Origin of the sequence: Mesorhizobium norvegicum, assembly GCF_004919685.1 — a bacterium.
In the GTDB taxonomy this organism is placed as follows: domain Bacteria; phylum Pseudomonadota; class Alphaproteobacteria; order Rhizobiales; family Rhizobiaceae; genus Mesorhizobium; species Mesorhizobium norvegicum.
Genome location: NZ_SMYZ01000012.1, coordinates 207,009 through 221,580 on the forward strand (window position 1 = coordinate 207,009; position 14,572 = coordinate 221,580).

Here is a 14,572-nt window from a genome sequence, read left to right on the forward strand (position 1 = left end):
GTAAGGGGCAGCATGGCAACCGTCACGCTCAACAATGTCGTCAAGCGCTTCGGTGTCTTCGAGGTCGTCCATGGTGCCAGCATCGACATCAAGGACGGCGAATTCGTCGTCTTCGTCGGCCCTTCCGGCTGCGGAAAATCGACGCTGCTCAGGATGATCGCCGGGCTCGAGGACATCAGCGGCGGCGAGATCGCCATCGGCGGCAAGGTGGTGAACGATGTCGAGCCGGCCGACCGCGGCATCGCCATGGTGTTCCAGTCCTACGCACTCTATCCGCACATGAACGTCGAACAGAATCTGAGCTTCGGGCTGAGGATGACCGGCAATCCCAAGGCCGATACCGACCGGCGGGTGAAGCGGGCGTCCGAGATCCTGCGTATCAGCGAATTGATGGACAGGCGCCCGAAAAAACTCTCCGGCGGCCAACGCCAGCGCGTCGCCATCGGCCGCGCCATCGTGCGTGAACCGCAGGTGTTCCTGTTCGACGAGCCGCTCTCCAATCTCGATGCCGAATTGCGCGTCCAGATGCGGGTCGAGATCTCTCGGCTGCACAAGGAACTCGGCGCCACCATGATCTATGTCACGCACGACCAGACCGAGGCGATGACACTGGCCGACAGGATCGTCGTGCTGCGTGCCGGCCATGTCGAGCAGATCGGCCGGCCGCTCGATCTCTATGACAATCCCGACAACCAGTTCGTGGCGGGCTTTGTTGGCTCGCCGAAGATGAACTTCATCAACGGCCGCATTGTCGGGCACGATGCGCGTGGTGTTGTGGTCGAGCTGGCGGGTCAGGAGAAGACCCGCATCATACAACCGCTGACCGGCGCTGAACCCGAAACAGGGAGCCCAAAAATCGGAAGCCCAGAAATCGGCAGCAAGGTCATCGTCGGCGTGCGGCCCGAACATTTCGGCAATGCCGGAGAGGGCGACACCGACCTTGTGGTTGCCATCGACGTGGTCGAGCACCTGGGCGGCACAAGTTTCCTCTATGCCAGAACGGCCAACGGCGACGACGTGGTGATCCAGCGCGACGCGGCAAAGGTCCCTGACACGCCCGAGATCACCGTTTCCATCCGCAAATCCTACCTGTTCGACGAAAAAGGACTGCGGCTGCGCTGACCGCCGGCCCTTTCCAGCCTTCAAGGAGAATGACAATGAACGCAGCAACGCCCATTCGCTGGGGCATTCTCGGTCCGGGCAGCATCGCCCAGTCCTTTGCCGGCGGCGTGGCCGGCTCGCGCACCGGAAAGCTGGTCGCCATCGGCGCGCGCAATCCCGCCAAGCCCGGTCTCGCCGAGAGTTTTCCCGGCGCCCGCATTCTCGACGGCTACGATGCACTGCTCGCCGATCCCGACATCGACGCCGTCTACATTTCGATACCGCATCCCGGCCATGCGCAATGGGCGATCAAGGCGGCCGAGGCTGGAAAGCATGTGCTGTGCGAAAAGCCGCTTGCGCTGACCGCCTTCGAGGCCGACGCCATGATCCATGCCGCGCGCAAGGCCGGCACATTCCTCGGCGAAGCCTTCATGTACCGGCTGCACCCGCAGACGCTGAAGCTGGTGGAACTGATCAGGTCGGGTGTCATAGGCGAGATCAGGATGATCAAATCGAGCTTCGGCTTCGCCATGCCGGGCTTCATGCCGCAGCACCGGCTCTATGCCAACGATCTCGCCGGCGGCGGCATTCTTGACGTTGGCGGCTATCCCGTCTCGATGGTGCGGCTGATTGCCGGCGCGGCAGTCGGAAAGCCCTTCAGCGAGCCGGACAAAGTGGTCGGCACCGCCCATCTCGGCCAGTCCGGCGTCGACGAATGGGCCTCCGCGCTGCTGCATTTCTCAAGTGGCATTGTCGCCGAAGTCTCCTGCAGCATCTCGCTCAACCAGGACAATGTCTTGCGCATCCTGGGCACCAAGGGCCGCATCGAAGTGCCGGACTTCTGGTTCGCCGGCGGCAACCGTGACGTCGGCCTGGGCCAGATCGAAATCATCGCATCCGATGGCGCGCGCGAGACCATCAGCGTCAACGAGAAACGCCATGTCTATTCCTTCGAGGTCGATGCAGCGGGTGAGGCCATCCGCGCCGGGCGGCAGGAATTCGCCTGGCCGGGCATGGCATGGGCGGAAAGCCTCGGCACCTTGCGTGTGCTGGACAGATGGCGGGCGGCAGCCGGCCTCGAATACGGGATCGAGAAGGCCCAACAACGCGTCAACACCATCTCCGGCCGGCCATTGCGATCGGGCGGCACGGCGATCGCCAAGCGCACGATCCCTGGCCTGTCGAAGCCGGCGTCGGTGGTGGCGCTCGGCTTCGAGGATTTCCGCACCTTCTCCTCCGGTTCGATCCTGCTCGATGCCTTTTTCGAGGCCGGCGGCAATCTCTTCGACACCGGCTATGTCTACGGCGCCGGCTATACCGAGAAGCTGCTTGGCGAGTGGTTGAAAAACCGCGGCGTGCGCGCGCAATCGGTGGTCATCGCCAAGGGCGCGCATTCGCCGCTCTGCTATCCCGATGTGATCGGCAAGCAGCTCGACCAGTCGCTCGACCGGCTGCAGACCGATCATGTCGATGTCTATTTCATGCACCGCGACAATCCGGATGTGCCGGTCGGCGAATTCGTCGATGCGATGGATCGCGAGGTGAAGGCTGGCCGCATCCGCGGCCCGTTCGGCGGCTCGAACTGGACGATGGAACGCATGGATCAGGCGATTGCCTACGCCGAACGCACCGGCAAGCAAAGGCCCGGCGCGCTGTCCAACAATTTCTCGCTGGCCGAAATGCTGGAGCCGATCTGGGCCGGCTGCATTACGTCCTCCACGGATGCGTGGAAGGCTTGGCTGACCGCGCGGCAGATGCCGAATTTTGCCTGGTCGAGCCAGGGGCGTGGCTTCTTCACCGACCGCGCCGGGCGCGACAAGCGCGACAATGAGGAACTGGTGCGGGTGTGGTACTCGGAGCGGAATTTCGGCCGTCGCGACCGGGCGATCGAACTTGCCGCGAGACTGGGCAAGAGCCCGATCCATGTTGCGCTGGCCTATGTGCTCGATCAGCCATTCCCCTCCATCCCGCTGATCGGTCCACGCACGCTGGACGAACTCGATGACAGTCTGCGCGCCCTCGACATCACGCTTTCGCGGGCCGATCTCGAATGGCTGGACGGCGGCAGCCTGCACGCTGCCTGATGCATGTCGCCCAAAAGCGCGCAGCGGTTTTGGGATAACGATTTGCATGAAACAAGGACCCAAAAGCGGCGTCAGGTCTCGTCATCAGGCGCCCTGACGCCGCGCCTCGCCGGGGTTCTCAAATTGGCATACATGCCGGTGGTGCGGAATTGGCTCGGCGTGATGCCGTAGCAGCGACGGAAGACCTTCGAGAAATAGTTGGCGTCCTCGAAGCCGCACAGGATGGCGACTTCCTTCACCGGCAGGAAATCCGCCTTTGTCAGCAGCTTCGCCGCGCGTTGCAGGCGCTGCTGCAGCACGAATTCGGCGGGCGGCAGGCCTTCGCTTTCGGCGAAGCAGCGTGAGAAATGGGCCCGGCTGAGGCCACTGATCTGAACCAGGTCCGCCACCGGCAGCGGCCTGTCGAGATTGGCATTGATGTGATCGATGACCGGCTGCATGACGCTCTGTTTTTCGGCAAAGGCATGTGAGCCGAAGACATCGTCATACAGCGCCATCGCAGCCTCGTAGGCGACGGCCGAAGCAGCCCCCGGCGAAGCGGCCCCTTTGATCAGACGCAGGCTGCAATCGGCAAGATGATCGATCGTCGCCGGCTGCAGCCGAAATACCGGACCAGAGACGCTGAGGATCGACTTGTGGATGCGCAGCGCCTCCTCGCCGTTCATCGAAATCCAGAAATATTCCCAGCGCTCGTCCCCGGCCAGCCAGTAGCGGTGGTTGTGCGGCACCAGCACCAGCAATGTGTCGTTCTTCTGCAGGCGGTAGTTGCGGTTCTCGTAGCGCAGCCGGCCGGTTCCGCTGATCGTGTGCTGGAGCACGGTGAACGGTGTCTGGCCGCGCTTTCGCCCGTCCCAGTCGTAGATCTCGTCCTCGCGCACTTCATAGCCCGTGCTCGTCGGCATGGCGTGCAGGCGCTGACGGCCACGCGGCAGCGAGATCGTGCGCATGGACTGTCCGTTGGCGATCAAATCTTGCAGCACAAAATTACCCTTGAAAGCATAATCCTTCTCTGGTCGCGCTCGCGAATAAGCGCATAATCCCCGTCGAAAAGCGAGAGAGATCCGCAGTCGAGGAGCGGACGGGGAGGTTGGCGAGCCGGATTCCGGCTTGTCCTGCATACATGTCGCGGCATGTGGCGACAGCTTCCCATTGTCATTCCTTGTCTGCCATGTGAACGGAATGAGGTGCGGCTGATGAGTTTCAAAATCGCTATCATCGGTGCCGGCAGCGTCGGCTTCACCAAGAAATTGTTCACCGACATCCTCTGCGTGCCCGAATTCAAGGACATCGAATTCGCGCTGACCGATGTCAGCGAGCACAATCTCCAGATGATCAAGGCTATCCTCGACAGGATCGTCGAGGCTAACCGATTGCCGACCAGGGTGACGGCGACCACCGACCGCCGCAAGGCGCTCGAAGGCGCACGCTACGTCATCAGCTGCGTGCGGGTCGGAGGTCTCGAAGCCTATGCCGACGATATCCGCATTCCCCTGAAATACGGCATCGACCAGTGTGTCGGTGACACGATCTGTGCCGGCGGCATTCTCTATGGCCAGCGCAACATTCCGGTGATCCTAGACTTCTGCAAGGACATACGCGAGGTCGCCGAGACGAACGTCAAATTCCTGAACTACGCCAACCCGATGGCGATGAACACCTGGGCAGCGATCGAATACGGCAAGGTCGACACTGTCGGGCTCTGCCACGGCGTCCAGCACGGCGCCGAGCAGATTGCCGAGGTGCTGGGCGCGAAGTCCAGGCAGGAGCTCGACTATGTCTGTTCCGGCATCAACCACCAGACCTGGTTCATCGACCTGCGCCTGAACGGCCGCCCCATCGGCAAGGACGAACTGGTCGCCGCCTTCGAAGCGCATCCGGTCTATTCGCAGCAGGAGAAGCTGCGCATCGATGTCCTGAAGCGCTTCGGCGTCTATTCGACCGAAAGCAACGGCCATCTTTCGGAATATCTGCCCTGGTACCGCAAACGCCCCGACGAGATCACGCGCTGGATCGATATGTCCGACTGGATCCATGGCGAGACGGGCGGCTATCTCCGCTACTCCACCGAAACCCGCAACTGGTTCGAGACGGAATATCCGCAGTTCCTCGAAGCGGCATCACAGCCGATCGATCGGGAGAAGCGCTCCAACGAGCATGCCAGCCACATATTGGAGGCGCTGGAGACCAATCGCGTCTATCGCGGCCACTTCAACGTCAGGAACAACGGGGTGATCACCAACCTGCCGCAGGACGCCATCATCGAGTCACCCGGCTTCGTCGACCGTTTCGGCATCAACATGGCCGCCGGCATCACGCTGCCCGAAGCCTGCGCCGCCACCTGCATCGCCTCGATCAATGTCCAGCGCATGTCGGTGCATGCCGCGATATCAGGCGACATAGACCTTCTGAAGCTCGCCGTGCTGCATGACCCGCTGGTCGGCGCGGTTTCGACGCCGGAGGAGGTCTGGCAGATGGTCGATGAAATGGTCGTCGCCCAGGCGGCCTGGCTGCCGCAATATGCCCATGCGGTTCCGGCCGCCAGGGAGCGGCTGTCGACATCGGCGGTGAAGACCCGCGAGTGGGCGGGCGCCGCACGGCGCAGCGTTCGCTCGATCGAGGAACTGCGTGCCGAAAAAGCCCCGCTGAAGCAAGCCGGCTGAAACGGGCCGGCTGAAACCTCATGCGGTGATGGTGGATCTACGGGAGGCGGATCCACTGCCACGAAACCGTTTTAATTCGAGGAGAAGCGGAGCAGGTGCAAACGCTCCGGAACAAACAAGAGGGAGAGAGACAGTGAGGAATTTACGCAATATCGGCCTTGCCGCCGGACTGGCGCTGAGCGTCTCGGTCTCGGCACTCAATGCATACGCTTCCGAGCCGACGGTTCCGCCGGCACCGACACCGTTCCCCGCCGAGGGCAAGATCAACTATGTCGCGCGTGACTCCATTCTGGAGTTCAAGGCGCTCCCCGAATACCACGAGCCCGACTGGGTCACCGAGAAATACGTCAAGACCGGCAAGCTGCCGCCGGTGAAAGACAGGCTGCCGAAAGAACCGCTGGTCTTCAAGACGGGCAACATGCAGGACGGCATCGGCGTCTATGGCGATACGATGCGCCATGTCATCGGCGGACGGCCGGAAGGCTGGAACTACGGCGCCGGCCAGACGCAAGGCTGGGGCGGCATCGATATCGGCCTTTCCGAATGCCTGACGCGCACCGCGCCGCTGTTCCAGGTCGAGGCGAAGGACACCGAACCGCTGCCGAACCTGGCCAGGAGCTGGGACTGGTCGAGCGACGGTCACAAGCTGACCATGCATCTGGTCGAAGGGGCGAAGTGGTCGGATGGCGTTGCCTTCAACGCCGACGATGTCATGTTCTACTGGGACGACGAGGTCGTTGATCCCAATGTCTCGCCGCTGAACGGCGCCACGCAGGAAACCTTCGGCGTCGGCACGACGCTGAAGAAGATCGACGACTACACCGTCGAGTGGACCTTCAAGGAAGCGTTTCCGAAACAATATCTCTATGCGATGGCCTACGGCACCTTCTGCCCTGGCCCCGCGCACATCCTGAAGCCGCAGCATCCGAAATATTCGAAGAACACCTACGACCAGTTCAAGAACGCCTTTCCGCCGGAATTCATGAACATGCCGGTGATGGGCGCCTGGGTGCCGGTCGAGTATCGGCCGGACGACATCATCGTCATGCGCCGCAACCCCTACTATTGGAAGGTCGACGAGAAGGGCAACCAGCTGCCTTACCTCAACGAGCTGCAATACAAGCTGTCGACCTGGGCCGACCGCGACGTCCAGGCGGTTGCCGGCTCGGCCGACTTCTCCAACCTGGAGCAGCCGGAAAACTTCGTCGCCTCGCTGAAGCGTGCTGCGGAGGCAAATGCGCCCGCACGCCTGGCCTTTGGCCCGCGGCTTATCGGCTACAATCTGCGCATGAATTTTTCCGCCAATGGCTGGGGCAACCCGGACGAACGCGGGCAAGCCGTGCGCGAGCTGAACCGCAACGAGGACTTCCGCAAGGCCGTCACCATGGCGCTCGACCGCAAGGCGCTCGGCGACTCGCTGGTCAAGGGCCCGTTCACCGCCATCTACGCCGGCGGCCTGTCGTCAGGCACCAGCTTCTATGACCGCGATTCGACCGTCTACTACCCCTTCGACCTCGAGGGCGCCAAGGCGGAGCTCGCCAAGGCCGGCCTCAAGGATACGGACGGCGACGGTTTCGTGAACTTCCCGGCCGGCACCGCCGGCGGCAAGAACGTCGAAATCGTGATGCTGGTCAACAACGACTACACAACCGACAAGAGCCTTGCCGAAGGCGTCGTCGCCCAGATGGAAAAGCTCGGAATTCGGATCGTGCTCAACGGGCTCAACGGCACCCAGCGCGACGCCTCGCAATATTCCGGCCGCTTCGACTGGCTGGTCCGGCGCAACGACCAGGAGCTGACATCGGTGGTGCAGAATACCGAGCAGCTCGCTCCCGTTGGCCCGAAGACCAGCTGGAACCACCGCGCGCCCGAAAGCGGCGAGGTAGACCTGATGCCTTTCGAAAAGGACCTCGTCGATATCGTCAACAAATTCGTCTCGTCCGAGGACAACGACCAGCGCGCCAGCCTGATGAGAGAGTTCCAGAAGATTTCTACGGAACACGTCTACAATGTCGGCCTGACGGAATATCCTGGCGCGCTGATCATCAACAAGCGCTTCTCGAACATTCCGCAGGGCACGCCGATCTTCATGTTCAACTGGGCCGAGGATTCAATCATCCGCGAACGGGTCTTTGTCGCCGCCGACAAGCAGGCGAAATACGAATTGTTTCCGCAAGAACTGCCCGGCAAACCCGGAGACAAGGGTCCGATGGATTAGGTTTACCTCCCTGACCAAGAGAACTCCGGCCGCGCCGCTGGCGCGGCCGGACAAAACCAACCTCCGGACGCACCAAAGGCGCGATCGGCGAGACAAGGAAGCGGACCGTCCATGTTGCGATTCCTGCTCACGCGCATAGCGTCGGCAATACCGGTCCTCGCCATTCTGAGCCTGGTCACCTTTGCCATCATCCAGGCGCCGCCGGGCGACTATGCCGACTACATCCGCTCGCAGCTGATCAACCAGGGCGGAGCCTCCTTCGCCGAGGCCGACGCGCAGGCCAAGGCCTATCGCATCGAGCATGGCCTCGATAAGCCGCTGCCCGTCCAATACCGCAACTGGATCGGCGGCATCATCACCCGCGGCGATTTCGGCTACAGCCTCTATTACAACAAGCCGGTCGCCGATGTGGTCGGCGAGCGCCTGCCGCGCACGCTCCTTCTGGCACTGGTCTGCCATCTGCTCGCCTCGGTGCTCGGCATCACTTTCGGCATATGGGCGGCGACGCGGCAATATACCTGGATAGACTCGACGCTGTCGGCCATCTCCTTCCTCGGCATGACGGTGCCGCGCTTCCTGATGGCGCTGATCATTGTCTATCTCATGGTCTTCCAGTTCAACGTGTCGGAGATCGGCAGCTTCTTCTCGCCGCAATATGGCGGCGCGCCGTGGTCGTGGGCCAAATTCGTCGACCTGGTCAAACATGTCTGGCCGGTCGTGGCGATCGCCACTTTCGGCGGCCTCGCCTACAATATGCGCGTCATGCGCGGCAACCTCCTCGACACGCTGAACGCACAATATGTCGAGACGGCCAGGGCCAAGGGGCTGACCGGCGCCGCCGTCGTCATGCGCCACGCCGTGCCCAACGCGCTGCACCCGCTCGTCATGTATCAGGGCGTGGTGCTGCCCTACATGCTCACCGGTGAGATCGAGACGGCGATCATCTTCGCGCTGCCGACCGTTGGCCCGGCGATCGTCGGCTCCATGGCCGTCGGCGATGTCTATGTCACCGCCACCTTCATGATGGTCCTGTCGGCGACGCTGATCGTCGGCAACATCATCGCCGACATGCTGCTCGTCCTGCTCGATCCGCGCGTCCGCCAGTTCGGGGAGGGTTAGAGATGTTGGCGCGCGATCCATCACCTCCACCGCTGCCGGCCGAAGGCCCCATCGTAGCCAAACCGGCGCGCGGCAATGAGAGCTACATGGCGCTTGTCTGGCGCCGGCTGAAGCGCTCCTGGACCGGCATGGCCGGGCTTTGGCTCGTCGTGCTTCTGCTGGCGATGGCCGTATTCGCCGAGTTCATGGCGCCAATGGACCCGAAGGTCACGGATGTCGGCTTCGCGCCGCCGCAGCTGCCGAGCTTCCATGACAAGGACGGCGGTTTCGTCGCGCGGCCGAGGGTCTATGCGCTGGCCGATTCGGCGGACCTCGATCCGGTTACCTTCCAGCCGGTCGTCGGTCCCGATTATGACCATCCAAGGCTGCTTGGTTTCTTCGTGCATGGCGCGCCCTACAAGCTGTTCGGGCTGTTGCCGGCGGACCGGCATCTGTTCGGCTCGCTGGACGGCCAGCCGGTGCATTTCCTAGGCACCGACAAGTTCGGCCGTGACGTGCTGTCGCGCGCCATCCACGGCTCGCGCGTCTCGCTGATGATCGCGCTGACGGTCGTCTTCATCATCACCGTCATCGGCACCACCGTCGGCATGGTCTCCGGCTATTTCGGCGGCAGGTTCGATGTCTGGATGCAGCGCTTCGTCGAACTGGTGCTCGCCTTTCCGCAGCTGCCGCTCTATCTGGCGCTGACGACGCTGATCCCGGTCACCGCTCCCACCAACGTCTTCCTGGCTTTCGTCATCATCGTCATGTCGGCCTTGGGCTGGGCGCAGATGTCGCGCGAGGTGCGCGGCAAGACGCTGGCGCTGGCGCGGATCGAGTATGTGCGCGCCGCCATGGCGGTCGGCGCCACCGACCGGCGCATCATCATGCAGCACATCTTTCCCAATGTGATGAGCCATGTGATCGTCGCCGTGACGCTGGCGATCCCGACGGTGGTGCTGCTCGAATCCTTCCTCGGGTTCCTCGGCTTCGCCGTCAAGCCGCCGCTGATTTCGTGGGGCCTGATGCTGCAGGACACCGCGACCTATTCCGTCATCGGCACCTATCCCTGGATCCTGTCGCCGGTCGGTTTCGTGCTCGTCACCGTCTTTGCCTTCAACGCGCTGGGCGACGGCCTGCGCGATGCCGTCGACCCTTATTGAGGTGGCACAGATGTCCGTCGCGCTCGCCGAATCCTTCGCACCAATCGTTCGCCACGACCATGACGGACGCCAGGACCAGCCCATCATAGACGCCCGCAACGTCGCCGTGGCCTTCAAGGTCGAGCATGGCGTCGTCGAAGCGGTCAAGGACATCTCGTTCCAGCTCTATCGCGGCGAGACGATCGCCATCGTCGGCGAATCCGGTTCCGGCAAGTCGGTGACGGCGCGCACCGTCATGGGACTGCTGTCGCGGCGCGCCACGGTGTCGCCCGGGTCGAGCGTCTGTTATGACGGGCAAAACATCCTGAAATTTCCCGAGAGCGCCCGGCGCAAGCTGCGTGGCAACCGCATCTCGATGATCTTCCAGGAGCCGATGAGCTCGCTCAATCCGATCTATACGGTCGGCAGCCAGATCGTCGAGGCGATCAGGGTGCATCGCAAGGTCAGCCGCAAGCAGGCATGGGCACGAGCACTCGAACTTCTGCAGCACGTGCAGATTCCCGATCCCGCCGCGCGGCTCAAGCAATACCCGCACCAGCTCTCGGGCGGGCAACGCCAGCGGGTGATGATCGCCATGGCGCTGGCCAACAATCCCGATGTCTTGATCGCCGATGAGCCGACGACGGCGCTCGACGTCACGGTTCAGGCGCAGATCCTCAACCTGATCCGCAGCCTGCAGAAAGAACTGCGCATGGCGGTGATCCTGATCACCCACGACCTGACCGTGGTGCGCCAGTTCTCCGACTACGTCTACGTCATGCAGCATGGCGAAATGTGCGAGCACAACGTCACCGAACGGCTTTTCGCCGATCCGCAGCATCCCTATACGAGGCGGCTGCTGGCTTCCGAGCCGCGCGGGCAGCCGAAGCCGCTGCCGGAGGGCTGCGGCACCATTCTCGAGGCCAGCGGCGTGCGCGTCTCATTCATGCTGCGTCATGGCACCTTCCTGAAGCCGGACTGGCGAGAGCTGGTCGCCGTCGACGACCTTGGCCTGAAACTCTGCCGCCATGAGACACTGGGGCTGGTCGGCGAATCCGGCTCCGGCAAGACCACCTTCGGCCAGGCCCTGCTTAGATTGATCGACGCCAAGCGCGGCGAGATCCGTTTCGACGGCAAGCCGATCCACGGCCTGTCGCGGGCCGAGATGCGGCCGCTGCGCTCGCGCATGCAGATCGTCTTCCAGGATCCGTTCTCCTCGCTCAACCCGCGCATGACGATCGGCCAGATCATCGAGGAAGGGCTGATCGTCAACAGCATCGGGGCGACGCGGCGCGAGCGGGTCGAACGGGTGCGCGACGCGCTGGTCAGCGCCGGCATGCCGGGCGATATACTGTCGCGGTTTCCGCACGAATTCTCGGGTGGCCAGCGGCAGCGCGTCGCGATCGCCCGCGCCATCGCGTTGGAACCCGAATTCATCCTGCTCGACGAGCCGACATCGGCGCTGGACCTCTCCGTCCAGGCGCAGATCATCGACCTGCTGCGCAAGCTGCAGGACGAGCGCGGCCTCAGCTACCTCTTCATCTCGCACGACCTCAAGGTGGTGCGCGCGCTGTGCCACCGCGTCATCGTCATGCAGAACGGCAAGATCGTCGAACAGGGCCCCGTCGACGACGTCCTGTCCAATCCCAAGACCGCCTACACCGAACGGCTCGTCAGGGCCGCTTTCGACGTGGCCTGAACATATGCCGGAGGTTAGCATGGCAAGAAATCCCAAGATCACGTTCATCGGCGCCGGCTCGACGGTGTTCATGAAGAACATTGTCGGCGACGTGCTGCAGCGCCCGTCGCTTGCTGGCGCGACGATCGCGCTGATGGACATCAATCCGCAGCGGCTGGAAGAGAGCGCCATCGTCGTCAACAAGCTGATCGCGACGCTCGGCGTCAAGGCGAAGGCCGAGACCCATTCGGACCAGCGCAAGGCGCTGGCGGGCGCAGATTTCGTCGTCGTCGCCTTCCAGATCGGCGGCTACGAGCCCTGCACGGTCACCGATTTCGAAGTGCCGAAGAAATACGGCCTGCGCCAGACGATCGCCGACACGCTCGGCGTCGGCGGCATCATGCGTGGCCTCAGGACCGTGCCGCATCTGTGGAAGATCTGCGAGGACATGCTCGCCGTCTGCCCTGACGCGATCATGCTGCAATATGTCAACCCGATGGCGATCAACACCTGGGCGATATCGGAGAAATATCCTGAGATCAGGCAGGTCGGCCTCTGCCATTCGGTGCAGGGCACGGCAATGGAACTGGCTGAAGACCTCGACCTTCCCTACGAAGAAATCCGCTATCGCTCGGCCGGCATCAACCACATGGCCTTCTACCTCAACTTCGAGCATCGCCAGCCGGATGGCTCCTACCGCGACCTCTATCCCGATCTCGTGCGCGCCTATCGAGAAGGCCGCGCGCCCAAGCCCGGCTGGAACCCGCGCTGTCCCAACAAGGTGCGCTACGAGATGCTGACCCGGCTCGGCTATTTCGTCACCGAGAGCTCGGAGCATTTCGCCGAATACACGCCCTATTTCATCAAGAACGGCCGCCCGGACCTGATCGAGAAGTACGGCATCCCGCTGGACGAATATCCCAAGCGCTGCATCGAACAGATCGAGCGCTGGAAGGGGCAGGCTGAGGCCTATCGTTCGGCCGATCGCATCGAGGTCGAGCAGTCCCGGGAATACGCCTCCTCGATCATGAATTCGGTCTGGACCGGCGAGCCATCGGTGATCTACGGCAATGTCCGCAACAATGGCTGCATCACCTCGCTGCCCCGGGATTGCGCCGCCGAGGTGCCGTGCCTGGTCGATGCCTCCGGCATCCAGCCAACCTATATCGGCGATCTGCCGCCGCAATTGACCGCGCTGATCCGCACCAACATCAACGTTCAGGAACTGACGGTGCGGGCGCTGATGACGGAGAACCGCGAGCACATCTATCATGCGGCGATGATGGACCCACATACCGCCGCGGAGCTCGATCTCGACCAGATCTGGTCACTGGTCGATGATCTTCTCGCCGCTCACGGAGACTGGCTGCCGGCCTGGGCGCGCTTGAAGCGCAAGAACGAGGCAGCCTGACGCCTTATTTAGGAGCGTCGGGGTCCGTCTCTTCCTCGTCGTCGCGGGCCGAGATGACATAGGCGCCCTTCAGCCAGCGATTGAGGTCGATGTCCTTGCAGCGCGTCGAACAGAACGGAAAAGTGTCGCGCGCCGATGGCTTGCCGCATTCGGGGCAGGGGCGCTTTGGGCGCAAGGGCGTGACTTTGGGGTCGGAACTCATAGCCGTGCGCCTGACAGCCAGCCGCCATGCACCTTGAAGCCTTCGCCGCTCAGCAGCGCGACGGTCTCATACAGCGGCAGCCCGACGATGTTGGTGTAGGAACCGACCAGCTTGACGACGAAGGCGCCGGCGAGACCCTGGACGGCGTAGCCGCCGGCTTTGCCGCGCCATTCGCCCGAGGCGACATAGGCGTCGATCTCTTCGCGCGGCAGCCGCTTGAAGCGCACCCGCGTCTCGACCAGCCGCTGGCGCAGCTTGCCGCCCGGCGTGATCAGGCAGATGCCGGAATAGACCCGGTGCGAACGGCCCGACAACAGCCCGAGGCAGTTGGCGGCATCGTCGAGGGTCTCGGCCTTGGGCAGGATGCGCCGCCCGACGGCGACCACCGTGTCGGCGGCCAGCACGAAGCCCGGTGCATAGTCGGCTTCGGTCTTCAGCGACGCGAATGCCTTCTCGGCCTTTTCCTTCGACAGCCTCTTGGCCAGCGAGCGCGGATGCTCGGCACGCAGCGGCGTTTCGTCGACATCGGCCGGCAGCACGCGGTCCGGCTCGATGCCGGCCTGCTGCAAGAGCTCGATCCGGCGCGGCGAACCCGAGGCAAGCACCAGCTTCTGCAAAATGCTCATCGCGGACCAGTCGGGCTTTGCTTACTTGAAACGATAGGTGATGCGGCCCTTGGTCAGGTCGTATGGCGTCATCTCGACCAGAACCTTGTCGCCGGTCAGCACGCGGATGCGATTCTTGCGCATGCGGCCGGCCGTATGGGCGATGATCTCGTGTTCGTTTTCGAGCTTTACCCGGAACATCGCGTTGGGCAACAATTCCGTTACGACACCCGGAAACTCGAGGACTTCTTCCTTCGGCATTCGATACCTTTGCTTGGATGGCAGTTCCGGCGCTTAGATTTCAGGTCGAACAGACCTGAAATCATCCGACTCTAGCCGGAATTTCGGCGGAACCTATATGATAATCGTCCGC

At 62.9% G+C, this 14,572-nt stretch carries 12 protein-coding genes; 8 read left to right on the forward strand and 4 right to left on the reverse strand.

Features of this window, described 5'->3' with window-relative positions; all coding sequences use genetic code 11:
- Positions 1-12: 12 nt before the first annotated feature.
- Entirely contained in the window at positions 13-1,122 is a 1,110-nt protein-coding gene (locus FCU66_RS05505) for an ABC transporter ATP-binding protein (RefSeq protein ID WP_136617163.1), read from the forward strand.
- A gap of 35 nt (positions 1,123-1,157) precedes the next feature.
- Positions 1,158-3,185, forward strand: a complete 2,028-nt coding sequence (locus FCU66_RS05510) for an aldo/keto reductase (protein ID WP_136617164.1) — start codon at positions 1,158-1,160, stop codon at positions 3,183-3,185.
- Between the two features lie 71 nt (positions 3,186-3,256).
- Here the strand turns inward: FCU66_RS05510 and FCU66_RS05515 are convergent, their stop codons facing one another.
- Positions 3,257-4,132: an AraC family transcriptional regulator gene (locus FCU66_RS05515; RefSeq protein WP_136617165.1), complete on the reverse strand. Its 876-nt coding sequence runs from the start codon at positions 4,130-4,132 to the stop codon at positions 3,257-3,259.
- Between the two features lie 246 nt (positions 4,133-4,378).
- Between FCU66_RS05515 and melA (FCU66_RS05520) the strand changes: the two genes are divergently transcribed.
- The 6 genes from melA (FCU66_RS05520) to melA (FCU66_RS05545) all read left to right on the forward strand — a co-directional run bounded on the left by melA (FCU66_RS05520) (position 4,379) and on the right by melA (FCU66_RS05545) (position 13,392).
- Positions 4,379-5,845: an alpha-glucosidase/alpha-galactosidase gene (melA, locus tag FCU66_RS05520; protein ID WP_136617166.1), complete on the forward strand. Its 1,467-nt coding sequence runs from the start codon at positions 4,379-4,381 to the stop codon at positions 5,843-5,845.
- Between the two features lie 133 nt (positions 5,846-5,978).
- Positions 5,979-8,063 (forward strand): ABC transporter substrate-binding protein, encoded by a 2,085-nt coding sequence (locus FCU66_RS05525; protein ID WP_136617167.1) that lies wholly within the window; start codon positions 5,979-5,981, stop codon positions 8,061-8,063.
- Positions 8,064-8,174: 111 nt separating this feature from the next.
- Positions 8,175-9,182: an ABC transporter permease gene (locus FCU66_RS05530; RefSeq protein WP_136617168.1), complete on the forward strand. Its 1,008-nt coding sequence runs from the start codon at positions 8,175-8,177 to the stop codon at positions 9,180-9,182.
- 2 nt (positions 9,183-9,184) lie between these two features.
- Positions 9,185-10,324, forward strand: a complete 1,140-nt coding sequence (locus FCU66_RS05535) for an ABC transporter permease (RefSeq protein ID WP_136617169.1) — start codon at positions 9,185-9,187, stop codon at positions 10,322-10,324.
- Between the two features lie 10 nt (positions 10,325-10,334).
- Complete coding sequence (locus tag FCU66_RS05540; RefSeq protein ID WP_136617170.1) at positions 10,335-12,002, forward strand: ABC transporter ATP-binding protein; 1,668 nt, start codon at positions 10,335-10,337, stop codon at positions 12,000-12,002.
- 19 nt (positions 12,003-12,021) lie between these two features.
- Complete coding sequence (gene melA, locus FCU66_RS05545; protein ID WP_136617171.1) at positions 12,022-13,392, forward strand: alpha-glucosidase/alpha-galactosidase; 1,371 nt, start codon at positions 12,022-12,024, stop codon at positions 13,390-13,392.
- A 4-nt stretch (positions 13,393-13,396) separates the two neighbouring features.
- Here melA (FCU66_RS05545) and yacG read toward each other — a convergent pair whose 3' ends face one another.
- From yacG to infA, 3 genes are read right to left on the reverse strand one after another with little or no spacing between them, the layout of a single operon-like run.
- Positions 13,397-13,594, reverse strand: coding sequence for a DNA gyrase inhibitor YacG (gene yacG, locus FCU66_RS05550; protein WP_136617172.1), 198 nt, complete (start codon positions 13,592-13,594; stop codon positions 13,397-13,399).
- Positions 13,591-14,220: a Maf-like protein gene (locus FCU66_RS05555; RefSeq protein ID WP_136617173.1), complete on the reverse strand. Its 630-nt coding sequence runs from the start codon at positions 14,218-14,220 to the stop codon at positions 13,591-13,593. The genes yacG and FCU66_RS05555 overlap by 4 nt, the downstream gene beginning before the upstream one ends.
- Before the next feature lie 21 nt (positions 14,221-14,241).
- A complete protein-coding gene (infA, locus tag FCU66_RS05560; RefSeq protein ID WP_006200926.1) occupies positions 14,242-14,460 on the reverse strand; it encodes a translation initiation factor IF-1 in 219 nt (72 codons plus the stop codon).
- Between the last annotated feature and the right edge of the window lie 112 nt (positions 14,461-14,572).